Origin of the sequence: Rufibacter sp. DG15C, from assembly GCF_001577755.1 — a bacterium.
Lineage (GTDB): Bacteria > Bacteroidota > Bacteroidia > Cytophagales > Hymenobacteraceae > Nibribacter.
The window spans coordinates 925,327-943,163 of record NZ_CP010776.1; the positions used below are offsets into that span (position 1 = coordinate 925,327).

The window sequence follows — 17,837 nt, forward strand, 5'->3', positions numbered from 1 at the left end:
TTTCTAAGGAAACAGGCCAAAAACGGATTTCACACTTCTCCTTTTATATCAATTACTTCTCTGACTTCACTACTTGTAGCACTGTTTGACCGACGGCCTTCAAAGTGTTCTTGTCAATGATCTGCATGTTGTCTGCATGGCGGTGATGATACGGCCCAAAGTAGCCGTCTGGGCTGGTGGCGTCATAGGCAATGATGTCCGCCATCGGGATTTCTGCGTTTTGGATGACGTAGTAATGATCATCCGTGATGCTGGCGCTGTTCTGGTACGGGAAGTAGTCGGAGAAGCCCATGCTGTGCGCCGCTTTCCAGATGTTGTCCACCACATTTTTGGCGTAGGTTCTGCTGATTTCTTCTTGCGCGAAGCGTGAGCCTTTAGCACCTACCATGTCTAACAGAATACCATACTGCGCTTTGTAGCCAATAGGCATTAGGTTCTTGGACCAGTGCTGCGAGCCCAGGCAATACGTATCTGGGATGTAGTCGCCGGCATCATCGGGTTGGCCGTAGTCTTCACCGTCAAACAGCATGATGTCCACGCCTATACCTTCACTTAAAGGATTAGCCTGTAGTTGACGAGCAATCTCTAAAAGCACACCCACACCGCTGGCACCGTCGTTGGCGCCGTCAATAGGTTTATCGCGGTTCTGCGTGTCCTTGTCGGCTACGTGGCGGGTGTCCCAGTGGGCGGCCAGCAGGATTCTGCGCGATGCCTTCGGGTTAATCTGGCCCATGATGTTGCGCAGTTCCAGGGTCTTGCCGTCATAGGCCTTGGCCGTGAAGCTCTGCACCTGCACCGTCGCCCCGAAGCCTTTCAGCTTACCAATCAAAAAATCGCCGCAGGCGCGGTGCGCAGGCGTGTTGGGCACCCTCGGCCCGAAGGCCACCTGCGCAGCCACGTACTGGTACGCCGAGTCAGCGCTGAACGCCGGCGGGGTCACGGTTGCCATCTTTGTGGCCGGTTCACTGGTCTCAGTGCTGGCTGTGTTTTTGTCTTTGCAGGCATACAGGTTGGCGGCTACTAACAGAGCCAGTGCCGCTACTTTCATGTTATTCTTCATAAGCCCAGTCAATCCCGGTTTTCATATCTTTAATGACAATGCCCTGTCCTTTAAGCTGCGCCCTAATCAAATCCACCTTGGCGTAGTCTTTGGCTTCCTTGGCTTCTTTGTAGAAACTGAGCACCAGCTGGAGCATATCCATGGCATTGGCAGTCTGCTCTTCTTTTAGGCCCAAGATGTCTTTCACCATGGTCTGGTAGGCGGTGCGCATCTGCTCAAATACTTCTTTGGAGATGGTCTCCAATTTAAAGCCGCCCGTGAACATGCTGTTGATTTTCTTGAGCAGGTTGAACAAGGCCGCAATGACTTTGGCGGTGTTTAAATCATCATTCAAGCTAGTAAATAATTCGGCTACTTGCTTCTTGATTTCCTCTTCGGCTTTGGCGTCAATCTCACCAGCAGTTTCTGGGTACTGCAACTGCTCCAAGATGCGCAGTCCGTTCATCACCTTCAAGAAGCCTTTGCGCGCGGCCTGCAGCCCTTCATTGCTGAAGTCCAGCGTGCTACGGTAATGGGCCTGCAAGATGAAGAACCGGATGGTCATGGGGCTATAGGCCTGTTGCAATACCTCATGCTTGCCAGTGAACAACTCGCCCAACGTGATGAAGTTGCCCAAGGATTTGCCCATCTTCTTGCCGTTGATGGTGATAAGGTTGTTATGCATCCAGAAGCGGGCGGCGTCTGAATGGTTGTGACTGGCCTGGCTCTGCGCAATCTCGCATTCATGGTGCGGGAACATCAAGTCCAAACCACCGCCGTGGATGTCAAACTGCGTGCCCAGGTATTTTCTACTCATGGCCGAGCACTCCAAATGCCAGCCCGGAAATCCTTCTGACCAAGGTGAGTTCCAGCGCATGATATGACTTGGCGAGGCCTTTTTCCAGAGCGCAAAATCCAGCGGCGAGCGCTTCTCCTCCTGCCCTTCCAGGTTGTCGCGGGTATTGGACAACAAGTCTTCTATCACGCGGCCAGACAGCTTGCCGTAGTTATGCTCCTTGTTATAGGCAGGTACGTCAAAATAAACCGACCCGTTGGACTCATAGGCCAGGCCGTTGGCCAGAATCTCCTGAATCATCTCAATCTGCTCAATGATGTGGCCCGAGGCGCGTGGCTCTATATCCGGGGGCAATACGTTCAGGCTGGCCATGTCTTTATGGAAGCTGTTGGTGTATTTCTCCACCACTTCCATGGGCTCCAAGTGCGCAGCTTTGGCCAGTTTCTGAATCTTGTCCTCGCCAAAGTCGGCATCGTTCTGCAAGTGGCCCACGTCTGTGATGTTGCGCACGTAGCGTACCTTGTAGCCCAAATGTTGCATGTAGCGGCGCAATACGTCAAAGGTGATGTACGGGCGGGCGTGGCCTAAATGGGCATCGCCGTAGACGGTAGGCCCGCAGACGTAAAGCCCCACGAACGGGCTGTGCAAGGGTTCAAAGGTTGACTTCTGGCGCGTGAGCGTATTATATAATGACAATGGGTGTTGCATGGGGCAAAATTATAAAACTTACTGGTACTTCTGCCAAGACAGCGGCTGCAGAGAAATACGCAGGTGGTTTAGATTAAGGTGAACGCCATTTTTCACCTATTTCCTGGAAAACAGGCCAAAAACGGACATTTGTAGTTCAAGACTATTCTTCTGAGACTACCCCTTCGGGCTTTCTCTCCAACACATACGTGCTTTCCAGGGGAAAATGGTCTGAAAAAGAAATATGCTTTAGCACGTCAAACCGAAGCAACTGCATGGTGGGGCTGAAGAACTGGTTGTCAATGCGCAGAGGCAGCTTGCCGTTGTAGGTAAACCCAAAACCGCTTCCGCCCTCTTCAAACGCGTTGTCTAGGTGCCGGCGCAACTGTTGGTAGGTGTAAGAACTGGGCACATCGTTTAAGTCGCCGCAAATCAAAACCGGATGCGGACTTTCTTGCAAATGCTCTACCAAACGCTGTACCTGGTGGCTACGGGCAATGAAGCCGCCCTTGAGCCTTCGGGCAATGCCGCGGCCTTTGGTTTTGAAGGCGGCTTCGCTTTCTACGGCTTGGGCTACTTCCTTTTCCTCAATGCTCATGGATTCCAGGTGCATGTTGTAGACCCGCAGCGTGTCTTTGTTGGGCAGCTTGACGTCCACAAAAATGACCTGGTTTTTGGTAGGGCGATCAAAGGTCACGTTGCCTTTGTTCACGATAGGGTACCGGGAAAAAATAGCCAAGCCAAACTCAGCGCCTATTTTGTTAGTGAGCGCCTTGCCCAGGAACATTTCGCGGCCCTTACTGGTGCCTATGCGCTTTTTGCTGTTGTACTGCCGGCTTTTCTTGTCATAATAGAATTCCTGCAGGCAAAGGATGTCAGCGGGGTGGTTGGCCACCCATTCCAGCTCCTTTTCAGGAAGGTCTGGATCTGATGCGTGCAGGTGCTTGTATACGTTGAACACGCGCACGTTGTAACTTAACACACTCACGCGCTGTTGTTCTGGGTGAGGCTCTGCGTCTGGGGTATTCAAGGTAAAGTAGCGGGTATGCTGGCTCCAGAAAAGAACAATCAATAGCAATGGCAGAAGCGCCATGAGCGGTTTCTTCCAGAGCCAGAGCAGACCCATGAAGAAATTAAAGAGCAAGGCCCCAGGCAGCGACATGGCCAAAAAGCCAGCCGGCCAAAACACGTGCGGCGGCACATATTGACATAAAACTCCCACCAGCAGCCAGCCCGTAGACAGCGCGGTCAGGAAAGAAAGAAGCGTCTTCAGCACAAAAAAAGAATTTCTAGCAGGGGTAAACCTACGCAAAAAATCCGGAGAGGGCTTGCCGCTCGTAGATGAGAAGCGTTTTTGGCCTAGTTCTGGGAAAACACCTCCAAAACAGAAGCTGCCTTTGGACCCCGCCGTACACTACCCAAACTCTGCAATCGTTTTAAACTTGGTGATAGTTACCAGCTTTTGGAAATTATACCCTAATTTTGCAATCTAACACTTTTAACAGTACAGCTATGATGCTATCTAACATTTTGGCGTTTATCGGTAACCTGGGCACGGGAGAGATGATTTTGATCGTGCTTGTGATCCTTCTTCTTTTCGGCGCGAAGCGTATTCCAGATTTGGCCCGCGGCTTAGGAAAAGGTATCCGGGAGTTCAAGGACGCCACCAATGAGATCAAGTCAGACATTGAGAAGTCGGCCAACAACAACGACCGTCCCAACAATAGCGGCTACAACAACGGCCCTTACAACCCAAACCCTAACGCCGGTTATCAGCAACCAGCCCCGCAAAACCCTGCGCCTGGTGCCTACAACAATGACCCAGCGGTAAATCCAAACCCAACCACAACTCCCAACAATACCAACGTTTAAGCATGCACTACACATCCCTTGACGCTATCCGTGAGGAGATAGGCCGAGGCTCGCTCACCTGTAAAAAACTTGTAGAGCAGTACTTGCAGAACATATCAGAAAAGCGCCACCTCAATGCTTTTTTAGAAGTGTTTGAAGAAGAAGCCCTTCGGCAAGCCGAGGAGGTGGATGCTAAACTAAAAGCCGGCACCGCCGGCAAACTGGCAGGAATGGTGATTGGCCTGAAAGACGTGTTGGCCTACGAGGGCCACGCGCTCCAGGCCTCCAGCCAGATCCTGAACGGTTTCAAGTCCCTGTACACCGGTACCGCCGTACAGCGCCTGTTGCAGGAAGACGCCATCATCATTGGCCGTCAGAACTGCGACGAGTTTGCCATGGGCGCCTCTAATGAGAATTCTTCCTTTGGCCCCGCGCTCAATGACGCAGACAACACCCGCGTGCCGGGTGGCTCCTCTGGGGGCTCTGCCGTGGCCGTGCAAGCACACCTTTGTTTAGCCTCTATTGGCTCAGACACGGGTGGTTCTGTGCGTCAGCCGGGCGCGTTCTGCGGAGTGGTGGGTTTTAAGCCCACGTATTCCCGCATTTCTCGCTACGGCCTCATCGCCTATGCTTCTTCTTTTGACCAGATTGGGGTTTTGACGCATAGCGTGGAAGACGCCGCTCTTTTGACAGAGGTAATGGCGGGCGCCGATGAGTTTGATTCTACTGTGAGTCAGCGCGAGGTACCAGCCTACAGCCAGAGCCTGACCTATGACCGCCCAGCGCGCATTGGTTACATAAAGGATTCTATTGAAAGCCCAGGCTTGCAGCCCGAGGTGAAAGACGCCGTGATGGGCGTGCTTGACAGATTGCAGGAAGAAGGCCACACCGTAGAGGCCGTGGACTTCCCGTACCTGGACTACATGGTGCCTACCTATTACATCCTGACCACGGCAGAGGCCAGCTCTAACCTGGGCCGCTATGACGGGGTCAAGTACGGCTACCGCAGCGAGAATGTCACAGACTTAACTTCGCTTTATAAAAAGACCCGCTCAGAAGGATTTGGTCCTGAAGTGCAGCGTCGTATCATTCTGGGCACCTTTGTGTTGAGCGCAGATTACTATGACGCCTACTATACCAAGGCCCAGCAGGTAAGACGCCTCATCAAAGACAAGACAGATGAGTTGCTCAAGCAATATGATTTCTTGATATTGCCTACCGCCCCCACCACAGCTTTTAAGATAGGCGAGAACACCAAAGACCCGTTGGCCATGTATTTGGCAGACATCTTCACGGTGCAGGCTTCGTTGGCGGGCGTTCCGGCTATTTCGTTACCAATTGGGCAAGACGCCGCAGGCCTGCCTATTGGGGTGCAACTGATGACAAAAGCGTTTGGAGAAGAGCAACTGTTTGCCTTCTCCAAGCAACTGATGGACCACCAAAAAACCGTTTCTGCTTAATGCGCATTTCTACTTTTCTCACTGGCGTTTTATTGGTAGTAGGTCTGGGCTTTCCGGCCCAAGCCCAACAAACCCCTGCTCCTGAAGTACCTTTGCTGGCGTCGAAAGACTCTACCAAAGTGCTTATAGACAGCGTGGAGTTTATTCCAGTAGAATCCAATGAACTCATCCAGGACCGCCTGAGCTGTTTGGAGCAGGAGATTCCCTTGGAGTTCAACAAGCACGTGAGAGGGTTGATAGATTACTTCACCATAAGAAACCGCAAGTACACCCGCCGCATCTTGGAGCGCGAGCAGCTGTACTTCCCTATGTTTGAGAAATACCTGGCCAAGCACAACATGCCAGACGAGCTCAAGTACCTGGCAGTGGTAGAATCTGCGTTATTACCAAAAGCGGTCTCCTCAGCTAAGGCAGTGGGTTTGTGGCAGTTCATGTCGCCTACGGCCAATGACTTTAGATTGGTGCAAAACACCTACCTGGATGAGCGCATGGACCCTGAGAAGTCAACCGAGGCCGCCTGTAAGTTTTTAAAGCAACTACACCGCATGTTTGGCAGTTGGGAGATGGCGCTGGCCGCCTACAATTGCGGACCGGGCAACGTAAAAAGAGCCATTACCCGTTCTGGCGGAAAGAAAACCTTCTGGGAGATTTACCCTTACCTGCCCAAAGAGACGCGCAGCTACGTGCCCTCGTTCACGGCCATTGTCTATGCCATGAATCACGCGCCCGACCATAACATCAAGCCAGACTCCATCCGGAAGCCCATTGCCGTGGATACGTTGATGTTGAGCCAAGGCGTGGACTTGAAACTGCTGGCTAAACAATTGAATCTGCCTGCCAACCAATTAGTGGAGTTGAACCCCGCCTTGCGCAAGCCTTTCTTACCCGAGACGGTAAAGAATTTCCCGCTACGCATTCCAGTGGCTTCAAAACCGGTATTGGACATGAACAGAATGGCCATCCTGGATTCGGCCCGCTACAGAGCACCAGTGCAGTTGCTGTTGCCCGCCTCCTCTACCATGGTGGCCAAGGCAGAACCCATTGCCCCTACTGACAGTAGCACCAAGAAAACTTACTACACCGTTCGTCGCGGCGATACTTTGGACAAGATTGCCAAAGCCAACAACGTGACCATCACCGAACTGAAGGCATGGAACAAGCTAAAAGGCTCTACCCTGCTGGCCAGCCAGAAACTGGTGATTGGCCAACCAGCCACGCTTACCCCGTCACCTGAACCAAAGTCTGAGGCTGCTTTATTGGCCTCTGCCGAGACCGCCGTAGAGAAAGAAACGAAAGTAGCCGGCCCGAACGCTGAAAGCACACCCAAAGAGAATGCGGCCACGGCTTTAGTCGCTCAGAAGAAAGCACCTGCTAAAACATCTGAGGCGGCCAGCAAAGAAATCTTCAAAGGCGGCACCGTGCACCACGTGCAGCCCGGCGACACGCTTTGGAACATCTCCAAGCGCTACAACAACGTGAGCATTGACCAGTTAAAGAAGGCCAACAACTTAAAAGACAACGAGATCAAGCCCGGCATGAAACTGATTGTAGGCTAATCTTTTACCATACAAGTATAAAGCATCTCAGGCGGCTGGTCTGAGATGCTTTTTTTTGCTCCATTTGAGAAAAACAGGCTAAAAACGGAAAGTAGACAAACCGCGTTTACCTTTGCGAAACCGAAAAATCTTAACAATTTACGCTTTACACCAGCGCCTGCTTGTAAAAGGGCAATCCCGCTGATTTTTACACATTACCACAGGAGAAGAAGGATATGATCAAAATCAACAAGGAAGACGCCCTTAATTATCACAGCCAAGGGCAGCCCGGGAAGATTGAAGTGGTTCCTACAAAGATGGTGAGCACGCAGATGGACTTGGCCCTGGCCTATTCACCGGGCGTGGCTGAGCCCTGCAAAGAGATTGCTGCCAACCCAGAAGACGTCTATAAATACACCGCCAAGGGCAACCTGGTGGGTGTAATCTCTAACGGTACCGCCGTGTTGGGCTTGGGAAACATTGGCCCTGAGGCCTCTAAGCCTGTGATGGAAGGAAAAGGCGTACTGTTTAAGAAATTTGCCGGAATTGACGTCTTTGACATTGAGATCAACGAGACCGATCCTGACAAATTCATTCAGATTGTAAAGTCCTTAGAGCCTACGTTTGGCGGCATTAACCTGGAGGACATCAAAGCCCCTGAAAGCTTCAAGATTGAGAATGCGCTGCGCGAGCAGATGAACATTCCCTTGATGCATGATGACCAACACGGCACGGCCATCATCTCCAGCGCCGCCCTGTTAAACGGTCTGGAACTGGTAGGCAAGAAAATCCGCGACATCCAGATGGTGATCAACGGTGCTGGCGCGGCGGCTATTGCCTGCGCTAAATTATATGTGGCCCTGGGCGTGAAACTGGACAATATTGTCATGTTTGACAAGGACGGCATCATTACCCCGCACCGCAACGACCTGGACATTTACCGGGCGCAGTTTGTGACCATGCGCAAGATCACCACGCTGGCAGAGGCCATGAAGAACGCGGACGTGTTCATTGGCCTGAGCGCCGGCAACGTGCTGGCCCCAGAGTTGGTGAAGTTGATGGCGCCTAACCCTATCATCTTCGCGCTGGCCAACCCAGACCCTGAGATACCTTATGAGGTGGCCATGGCTACGCGCAAGGATTTGATTATGGCCACGGGCCGTTCTGACCATCCTAACCAAGTCAACAACGTACTGGGTTTCCCTTACATCTTTAGAGGAGCCTTGGACGTGCGCGCCACGGAGATCAACGAGGCCATGAAACTGGCCGCGGTGAAAGCCCTGGCAGAACTGGCCAAAGAACCGGTGCCGGAGATTGTGCACAAAGCCTACAGTGACAACACCATCTCCTTCGGGCGCGAGTATTTGATTCCTAAACCGTTAGACCCGCGCTTGATCACAGTGGTGAGCCCAGCGGTGGCCAAAGCTGCCATGGATTCTGGCGTCGCTAAAAACCCCATCACCAACTGGGAGCGCTATCACCATGAACTGCAGGCCCGCATAGGCATCAACCAGAAATTGATGAACCGCGTCATGAACCAGGCCAAGCAGAATCCTAAGACAGTTATTTTCGCAGAGGCGGATCATTACAAAATCCTGAAGGCGGCGCAGATTGTGCTGGACCAGGGTATTGCCACCCCTATTTTGATGGGAAACAAAGTGCGCATTGCCGAACTGATGGAAGAGTACAAGTTGGACCTGCAAGGCTGCCGCATTGTAGACCCACAAGAAGAGGACGCCAAATGTGAGAAATACGCGCATCTGTTCTATGAGAAGCGCAAGCGCAAAGGCGTAAGCCTCTTTGACGCCCGCCGCCTCATGCGCTACCGCAACTATTTTGGCTGTATGATGGTGGAAAACGGTGAGGCCGATGCTTTGATTTCTGGTTTGACCCGTGACTACTCTAAAACCATCCTTCCAGCTTTGCAGGTGATTGGCGTAGAAGAGGGGGTGAACAAGGTAGCCGGCATGTACATCATCCTGAGCAAAAAGGAGCCGTTCTTCTTCGCAGACACTACCGTGAACCTGAACCCCACCGCCGAGGAGATGGTGGACATCATTGGCCTGACGGCCCGCTATGTGCGCTTCTTTGACACTGAGCCGCGCGTGGCTGTGCTCTCGTACTCCAACTTCGGGTCCAGCACCGGCGAGATTCCAGCTAAAACCAGCGAGGCCACGCGTTTGGCCAAGCTTAAATACCCAGACTTGTTGATTGACGGCGAGATGCAGGCCAACACTGCCTTGAACGCAGATTTGCTGCGCGAGCATTATCCGTTCAGTGAGCTGGCCAATGACGGCGCCAACACGCTTATCTTCCCCACCTTGGAGTCAGGTAACATTGCCTACAAGCTATTGCAGGAGATGGGCCACGCCGAGGCCATTGGGCCGGTACTGATGGGAATGCGCAAGCCGGTTCATATTTTGCAGTTGGGTAGTTCTGTGCGCGAAATTGTGAACATGGTGGCCATTTCAGTGGTAGACGCCCAAACATCCAACGGGAAACTATAAATTGTACCAAACGTACTGCGTTAGTTAGCAAAGGCCATTTAAAGCGCTAACTAACCTATTTTCATCTTCGTTTTTGGCCTGTTTTCTAGAAAACAGGCCAAAAACGAAGATGTTTATTAAAACCAATACCTATTTCAGACCCTTTACCTGCCAACCTTAGCCATATGATAGCTTACATTGACGGCCGTCTCGCTCATAAAGATCCCACGTACGTTATCATTGACGTGGGCGGCGTTGGGTATGAATTACGCATTTCGTTGAACACGTATGGCTCTTTGCCGGAAGGCGAACGCTGCCGCTTATTCACGCACCTGGCCATCAAAGAAGATTCGCATACGCTCTATGGTTTCTCTGATTCTGCAGAGAAGAACGCCTTTTTGCACTTGATCTCCATCTCAGGCGTGGGGCCAAACACCGGCTTGATGATTCTTTCTTACCTGTCGGTATCTGAGTTGCAGCAGGCCATTGTGCGGGAAGACGTGCGCACCATCCAGAAAGTGAAAGGCATTGGCGCCAAGACCGCGCAGCGCATCATCCTGGAACTGCGTGACAAGTTCAGAAAAGGCCTGGGAGCCGAAGGCCTGCACGTCTCCTTTGAGGCACACAATACCTCCAGAGAGGAGGCGTTATCTGCTTTGGTTACGCTGGGCTTCGCGAAGAACATGGCAGAGAAAACCTTGGACAACATCATCAAACGCGAGGGCGCCGGACTGACCGTGGAAGACATGATCAAGCTTGCCCTGAAATCATCATAGGCCACCTTATTTGCATTTGTGTTTACTAGAAGAAGAAAGCCTTTCATTCTTGCCTCTGCCGTAGGATTGGTGTCTTTGACAGCGTGGCTGTCTCAAGCCGAGCCTCACCAAAATACGTCCCTGCGTGACTGGAAAAGCCGCTTACAAACCATCACTACCGGCCTCACAGCGCAGCCTAAAAAGCAACAAGGACAAGACACAACACAAATAAAATACATCCCTTCGCGCCGTCCCAAGCTCCAGTTCAAGGACCGCGCCGGAGACCCTTTTTCCAATAATTTCTCCACTACCCCACTCATCTTGCCGCCGCCTTCTAACTTAAAGATAGAAGTGGTGCCAGATGACAGCCTTAAGCGCTATGAGATTAGGGAACAGTTAGGGGATTTAGATTACCGCACGCCTAGCACCATGACCTTTGAGGAATATTCACGGTACCAGCAGCGCGAGTCAATCAGAAATTATTGGCGTTCTAAATCTGCCACCTTAGATGAGCAGAACCCAGCCGCGCCCAGCCGCCGTCTGGTGCCGCGCATTGACATAGGTGGCCGCACCTTTGACCGTCTGTTTGGCGGTAGCTTCGTAGACATTAGACCGAATGGTTTGGCCACGCTAAAGTTTGGCGCGCTTTTCAACAAGAATGAGAATCCGGCCATCCCGCTGCGCCAGCAGAGCGTGGGGGATTTTGAGTTTGACCAGAGCATTGCCCTCAACATTGACGGCCGCATTGGTGAGAAACTGCGCATCACCGCCAACTGGGACACCAAAGCCAACTTCGATTTTGAGAACAACCTAAAGCTGGAGTACACCGGTTATCCAGAAGAAATCATTAGAAAGATTGAGGCGGGTAACGTAAGCATGCCGCTCAACAGCTCTCTGATCACGGGTGGGCAGAACTTGTTCGGTTTAAAGACGCAGTTGCAACTGGGCCGCTTATCTGTGACCGCCATTGCCGCCAACCAGCGCGGGAGCATTGACCAGGTCAACATCCAGAACGGCGCCCAGAACCGCAACTTTGAGATCAGGGCAGATGAGTATGACGCTGACCGTCACTTCTTCCTAGCGCAGTTCTTCCGGGGCAAGTATGATCAGTCATTAAGGAATCTGCCATTGGTGAACTCGGGCATTGTGATCCGTCGTCTGGAAGTGTACATTACCAATGACAACCGCACCACTGAGAACCTCCGGAACATTGTAGCCCTCATGGACATTGGCGAGGCAGACCCGTTTAGGACTCGCTTTGACACCAACCAGCCTACGGGCGCAGCCGCTGGCAACAACCAGAACAGCCTCTTTGACCAGATAAAAGGCCAGCGTAACAACAACCAGGTAGAAAACGCCCTAGATGCACAGGGTCTGCAGAAAAGTGTGGACTATGAGCATGTGCGCGCCCGTCGCCTGGACCAACGCGAATACAAGTTCAACCCGCAGTTAGGCTACATCTCCTTGAATTCGGCGCTGTTACCTGAGCAGGTGCTGGGCGTGGCCTTTGAGTATACCTTGAACGGCCGCACCTACAAAGTGGGCGAGTTGCAGGACGACTACCAGAACGTTACCGAAGACCAGGTCATCTTCCTGAAGATGCTGCGCGCCACCAATCCTAGTTTGCAGTTCCCTACCTGGGACCTGATGATGAAGAACGTGTACTCGCTCAACGCCAACCAGATTGAACGCCAGAACTTCCAGTTGAATATTGTCTACAAAGACGATCAGACCGGCGCTGACTTGACCAGCTTGCAGGATGAGTCGCGCATTAAAGGAACGCCGCTGGTGCGCGTCTTTAACCTGGACAACGTCAACACCAACAATGACAAGCCCGCCGATGGCAACTTTGACTTTCTGCCCGGCATCACCATTGACCCTGAGAACGGGCGCATCTACTTCCCAGAGGTAGAACCGTTTGGCTCTTATCTGCAAAACAAACTAGGTACTGCCCAGGAAGAACCCCTCACTGAGAAATATGTCTTTGAGGAGCTCTATGACTCCATTCAGACAGACGCGCAGCAGTTCTCCAATAAGAACAAATTCTTTTTACGCGGCCGCTACCAGGCCTCCAGCACCGATGAGATCACCTTGCCGGGCATTAGGATCGCCGAGGGTTCAGTTGCCGTCTATTCTGGCGGGACGCGTTTGGTAGAAGGCCAGGATTACCAGGTGTTCTATGACTTGGGCCGCGTGAAGATCCTCAACCCCAGCTACCTCAACAACGCCAACAACCTGCGCGTGACGTATGAGAAGGCAGACATCCTCAACGTGCAACCGCGCACGCTATTAGGAGCACGCTTTGACTATAAAGTAGACAATGACTTGATCATTGGGGCTACGGTCATGCACCAGGGCGAGCAGCCGTTCATCAACCGCGTGAGCATTGGCGACGAGCCGACCAACAACACCATCTACGGCATGGACATCAACTACCGCCGTGATTCCCGTTTCCTGACCAACCTCACTGACAAGCTTCCCTTCCTAACCACCAAAGTGCCGTCTACCGTTACGCTGGGGGCTGAGTTTGCCCGTCTGGTGCCTAATACCACTGAGTTTGAGGGCGAAGACGGCGTGTCTTACATTGATGACTTTGAGAACGCAGAGACGCCTTATTCCCTGGGCGGCTTCAATACCAACATCTGGCGCTTGGCCGCTACTCCGGCGCCTATTGCCAACGGAACGTCTGGCTTAGAGACTGCCTTTAAACGCGCCAAGATTGCCTGGTACACCATTGACCAAATCTATTATACCCCCAATGACCTAAGGCCTTCTAACATCACCAAGGAGGAACTGGAGAACCATTACACCCGGGGCGTGCAGCGCAGAGAGCTGTTCCCTAACCGGGATCCAGAAGCCAGCAACACCTTTGAGTACACCTTTGACTTAGCGTATTACCCGGCAGAGCGCGGCCAGTACAACTATAATCCTGGCTTGCTTGGCAACAACCGTCTACCCGGCGACCCGCGCCAGAACTGGGCCGGTATTAGCCGTGAGATTTCCTTTGACAACAACTTTGACAATGCCAACATTGAGTACCTTGAGTTCTGGATGCTGAACCCGTTCATTGACGGCGACCGCGGCCGGGTGAACGACGGCGAAGGCAACAACGCCAACAACACCACCGGCGGGGAACTGGTCTTTAACTTGGGGAACGTTTCTGAAGACCTGCTCAAGGACCAGCGCTATGAGTTTGAGAATGGCTTGCCAACAGACCCTGCCCAACCTACCACAGACCCAACCATCTGGGGCCGCGTGACAAGAAACCAGTTTCTGACAGACGCCTTTGACAACAACCCAAGCTCCAGGCAGTACCAGGATATTGGCTTGGACGGCTTGAACAACACAGACGAGAAGAACTTCTTCCAGGGCATCTACGCCAATCTAGCCGACCCTTCTGGAGATGACTTCCGCCACCATCTGGACGCGGATTATGACGCCCGCAACATAGGCATTCTGGGCCGTTACAAGAACTTCAACGGCATGGAGGGCAACTCTCCGGTCAACAGCAACCAGTCTTCCTATGCTTTCCCAGACAAAGAAGACTTGAACCGGGACAACGTCATCAGTGACCTGGAGCAGTACTATGAGTACAAGCTGAACCTGCGGCCGTCTACCATGAACGTGGGCCAGAATTACATTGTAGACAAAGTAGACACCTTGATCAACGGAACTACGGTGAGCTGGTACCAGTTCCGGATTCCGGTGCGTAAGCCAACCGGCACCGTGGGCGGCATTCAGGGTTTCAAGTCCATCAGGTTCATGCGCATGTACATGACCCAGTTTGAGCAGCCGGTGGTGTTGCGCTTTGTGCAGATGCAGTTTGTGGCCAACCAATGGAGAACCTACAACTCGGTGTTAACTGACGGCGGACCTTGTACCGACTGTGATTCAGATGCAGACAACTTTACGGTATCAACGGTCAATGTAGAAGAGAACGGCGAGGTAGATGCGGGCACCATTCCGTATGTATTGCCACCGGGAGTAGAACGCCAACGGGATTACTCCTCTGCCAACAACCGCCGCCAGAACGAGCAGTCGTTGCAGTTGTGTGTAGAGAACCTGAGAGACGGCTTCAGCAAGGCGGTGTACAAGAACGTGTCCCAGGACATGCTCATTTACAAGCGCCTGAAAATGTACCTGCACGCCCAAAGCTCCACCGGCACCCGTGACGGTGAGATGGTGGCGTTCCTGCGCATCGGCTCTGACTTTACCCAGAACTACTACGAGTATGCCATCCCGCTGCAGATCACACCAGAGGGTACCCGCGACCCGAACGCCATCTGGAACGAGGCCAACTTTGTAGACGTAGCCTTTGATGAGTTTGTGCGCGTGAAATCTGAACGGAACCGTGCTGGCTTTGACCTCACGAAACCTTATTCTATTACCGTCAACGGCAAGACGCTCACGGTGGTCGGGAACCCAGACTTCTCAGATGTGCAGAGTTTGATGATTGGTTTACAGAACCCAATCACCGCAGACCGTGCCTCAAATTCGGTGTGCTTGTGGCTGAATGAACTGCGCGTTTCTGACTTTGACCGCAAAGCCGGCTGGGCTGCCACCGCCAGAGCCAACGTGAAACTCGCCGACTTCGCCAACATCACCGCTACTGGTTCTTATACCACCGTAGGCTTTGGCGGCATCCAGGAGAGAGCCGCCCAGCGCTCCAGAGAGAACACCGGCCAGTTTGACATCAACGCCAACATAGCCGCCGAGAAGTTATTGCCAGCCGGTACCGGTTTGGTAGTACCTCTGTCTGTGCAGTACGGAACTACCGTAGCAGAACCGCGCTATGACCCGCTGGACAGAGATACCCCGCTAGACACATCCTTAGACAAGTTTGACGAAGGCGAGGAACGAGACGCCTACCGCAAGGAAGTCGTCAGTCAGACCACCACCAAGAGCATCAACCTGTTGAACGTACGCAAGGAGAAGACCAACCCAGAGGCCAAGGCGCGTCTGTATGACATTGAGAACCTCTCCTTCTCCTACGCCTACAGTGAGATTCTGCACACGGACATCATCACCGACCGCAACTTCTCTAAGAGCCACCGCGGGGGCATTGCGTACAACTACACCGCCTCACCGAAGAGCTACACGCCGCTGGCCAAGATAGCCGTCTTGGAGTCGCCGTACCTGCGCTGGTTGAAGGAGTTTAACGTGACGTTATTGCCAAGCAGAATTGCGGTGAGAGCAGACCTGGACAGAAGCTACAATGAGACGTTCCTGCAAGGCCGAAGTTCGCCATATGCGTTGCCAGATACGGCCGGCATTCTGCCTACGTACCAGAAATCGTTCTTCTTCAACCGTATCTATGATGTAAAGTGGGACTTGACCCGTAGCCTGAGCTTAGACTACACCGCCACCAACCGCTCGGTGATTGACGAGCCGGACGGACGCGTGAACAATGAGGTAGATTCTCTGCGCTACAAGAACAAAGTCATCTGGCACAACTTGCGTCGCTTTGGCCGTAACACCAACTTTAATCAAGTGGTGGCCATGACCTATCGTTTGCCCCTGGACAAATTCCCGCTCACAGACTGGATTAGCGGGGATGCGCGTTATGAGGCGGGCTATACCTGGACCTCGTCTTCCACGGCCTTGCGTAACAATGACACCCTGCAATTGGGCAACACCATTGAGAACAACACGCAGACCAGCCTGACCGGTAAGATTGATTTGGTGCGCCTCTACAACAAGGTGAAAATCTTGAAAAAGGTAAACGAAGCCACGCCACAACCAGGCTTGCGCGCTACCAATACGAAAACCGTGGGCAGACCAGGCACCGCCGCAGCGGCAGACACCACCCAGAAACGTGATAGCAAAGTCTTGAACGGTATCTTGCGCACCTTGATGTCTGCCAGGTCCATCAACGTGACCTATGCCCGGACCGAGGGCACCTTGCTCCCGGGCTTCCTGCCGACGGCAAGGAACTTCGGGTTGGCGGACGGCTTTGGCGCGCCGGGCTTGGGCTTTGTCTTGGGCAAGCAGTACAACCTGGATGAGCTCTACAACCGCGCCGACCGCGAGAACTGGTACACGGACAGCAGTCAGTACCTTAACACGCCGCTGAGTTCTCTGTCTTCTACCAACATCACCGCCCGGGCCACTATAGAACCGTTCCGCAACTTCATCATCACGCTGGACGGGGCTATGAACAAGTCTGAGATTGACGAGGTGTATTACAGAAGAGACTCGGCTAAGGTAGTGCAGCGCCAGAATCCGTTCACCACGGGCTCTTACCGCGTGTCCTTCATTGCCGTGCAGACCTTGTTTGAATCTAATTCTGGCAACCGCTCGGCGGCTTTTGAGAACTTCATCAGGAACCGGGCTACCGTAGCCAGCCGTCTGAACGCGGTAAGCCCAAATGGGGTGTATGGCTTGAACTCACAGGATGTCTTGATTGCCTCTTTTGTGCATGCCTACCAAGGCAAGGACATTAATGGCTATGAAGCGGAGCCAAGTGATCCGTTTGACGCCATTCCGCTGCCTAACTGGCGTCTGGAGTACAATGGTCTGTCACAGGTGCCTTTCTTCCAGAAGTACTTCAGCTCGTTCACGTTAAGCCATTCGTACCAGTCTAACTTCACGCTGGCCAACTTTAGCTCTTCATTGGACTACCAGTTTGAGCCAGCCGGTTTCCCAGACAGAACCAATGACTTAGGCGAAGTGATCCCGTACCACATCATCAACCAGGTGTCCATCACTGAAACAATGGCGCCGTTGATTGGTATTAACTTCAGGACCAAAGGTCAGTTGACGGGTAGAATGGAGTACCGCACCGAGCGGGCCTTGCTGTTGAACATGACCAACGCGCAGGTAACGGAGAACGGTGTAAAAGACTACGTAGTGGGCATAGGCTATAGCACTACCAACTTTAGAGTGCCGTTCAGGATTGGCGGCCAGCGCAAAACCTTGGAGAACGAGCTGACCATGCGCTTGGACTTGACCATCAGGGACAACGTCACTATCCAGCGCACCATTGGCGTAGACGCCAGCGGCCAGGAGTATCAGAACAACCTAGTGACCAGCGGCGGATTGCAGGTGCAGTTGCGGCCAACCATAGATTACGTGGTGAGCCAGCGCCTGAACTTGCAGTTCTACTTCACCAAGAACATCAATGATCCTAAGGTGGCCAACTCGTTCAGGAACACCATGACCGAGGGCGGCATTCAGCTTAGATTCAGTTTATCTGACTAAGCATTGCCTCCAAGCCAAAAAAGAATGT

Annotated in this window: 9 protein-coding genes; 6 read left to right on the forward strand and 3 right to left on the reverse strand. The window is 52.7% G+C overall.

The genetic code is table 11. The annotated features are described in order from the left end of the window. Positions 1-52: 52 nt before the first annotated feature. The 3 genes from TH61_RS03865 to TH61_RS03875 all read right to left on the reverse strand — a co-directional run bounded on the left by TH61_RS03865 (position 53) and on the right by TH61_RS03875 (position 3,798). Positions 53-1,060, reverse strand: coding sequence for a M28 family peptidase (locus tag TH61_RS03865; protein ID WP_066506105.1), 1,008 nt, complete (start codon positions 1,058-1,060; stop codon positions 53-55). After that, positions 1,050-2,543, reverse strand: coding sequence for a cysteine--tRNA ligase (cysS, locus tag TH61_RS03870; RefSeq protein WP_066506108.1), 1,494 nt, complete (start codon positions 2,541-2,543; stop codon positions 1,050-1,052). Before cysS ends, TH61_RS03865 begins: the two co-directional genes overlap by 11 nt. Before the next feature lie 142 nt (positions 2,544-2,685). Further along, on the reverse strand, positions 2,686-3,798 hold the full coding sequence (locus tag TH61_RS03875) for an endonuclease/exonuclease/phosphatase family protein (RefSeq protein WP_066506112.1): 1,113 nt from the start codon (positions 3,796-3,798) through the stop codon (positions 2,686-2,688). A 236-nt stretch (positions 3,799-4,034) separates the two neighbouring features. Between TH61_RS03875 and tatA the strand changes: the two genes are divergently transcribed. The 6 genes from tatA to sprA all read left to right on the forward strand — a co-directional run bounded on the left by tatA (position 4,035) and on the right by sprA (position 17,809). After that, positions 4,035-4,394, forward strand: coding sequence for a twin-arginine translocase TatA/TatE family subunit (gene tatA / locus TH61_RS18475; RefSeq protein ID WP_071887770.1), 360 nt, complete (start codon positions 4,035-4,037; stop codon positions 4,392-4,394). 2 nt (positions 4,395-4,396) lie between these two features. Then, complete coding sequence (gene gatA / locus TH61_RS03885; RefSeq protein ID WP_066506115.1) at positions 4,397-5,833, forward strand: Asp-tRNA(Asn)/Glu-tRNA(Gln) amidotransferase subunit GatA; 1,437 nt, start codon at positions 4,397-4,399, stop codon at positions 5,831-5,833. Beyond that, the gene (locus TH61_RS03890) at positions 5,833-7,389 is read left to right on the forward strand and encodes a lytic transglycosylase domain-containing protein (protein ID WP_066506118.1); all 1,557 of its coding nucleotides are present in this window, start codon (positions 5,833-5,835) and stop codon (positions 7,387-7,389) included. The genes gatA and TH61_RS03890 overlap by 1 nt, the downstream gene beginning before the upstream one ends. Before the next feature lie 215 nt (positions 7,390-7,604). Further along, entirely contained in the window at positions 7,605-9,875 is a 2,271-nt protein-coding gene (locus TH61_RS03895) for an NADP-dependent malic enzyme (protein ID WP_197464091.1), read from the forward strand. Positions 9,876-10,039: 164 nt separating this feature from the next. Further along, positions 10,040-10,630 carry a Holliday junction branch migration protein RuvA gene (ruvA, locus tag TH61_RS03900; RefSeq protein ID WP_066506125.1) on the forward strand — a complete coding sequence of 197 codons (591 nt, stop codon included), beginning with the start codon at positions 10,040-10,042 and terminating at the stop codon, positions 10,628-10,630. A gap of 18 nt (positions 10,631-10,648) precedes the next feature. After that, positions 10,649-17,809 carry a cell surface protein SprA gene (gene sprA / locus TH61_RS03905; protein WP_066506128.1) on the forward strand — a complete coding sequence of 2,387 codons (7,161 nt, stop codon included), beginning with the start codon at positions 10,649-10,651 and terminating at the stop codon, positions 17,807-17,809. Positions 17,810-17,837 lie beyond the last annotated feature (28 nt).

What these genes read in the sequence shown, in the direction of transcription:
- gatA (WP_066506115.1), top strand. Translation starts at nt 4,397, where the DNA reads ATGCACTACACATCCCTTGACGCTATCCGTGAGGAGATAGGCCGAGGC.
- tatA (WP_071887770.1), top strand. Translation starts at nt 4,035, where the DNA reads ATGATGCTATCTAACATTTTGGCGTTTATCGGTAACCTGGGCACGGGA.
- TH61_RS03890 (WP_066506118.1), top strand. Translation starts at nt 5,833, where the DNA reads ATGCGCATTTCTACTTTTCTCACTGGCGTTTTATTGGTAGTAGGTCTG.
- TH61_RS03865 (WP_066506105.1), bottom strand. Translation starts at nt 1,060, where the DNA reads ATGAAGAATAACATGAAAGTAGCGGCACTGGCTCTGTTAGTAGCCGCC.
- cysS (WP_066506108.1), bottom strand. Translation starts at nt 2,543, where the DNA reads ATGCAACACCCATTGTCATTATATAATACGCTCACGCGCCAGAAGTCA.
- TH61_RS03895 (WP_197464091.1), top strand. Translation starts at nt 7,605, where the DNA reads ATGATCAAAATCAACAAGGAAGACGCCCTTAATTATCACAGCCAAGGG.
- ruvA (WP_066506125.1), top strand. Translation starts at nt 10,040, where the DNA reads ATGATAGCTTACATTGACGGCCGTCTCGCTCATAAAGATCCCACGTAC.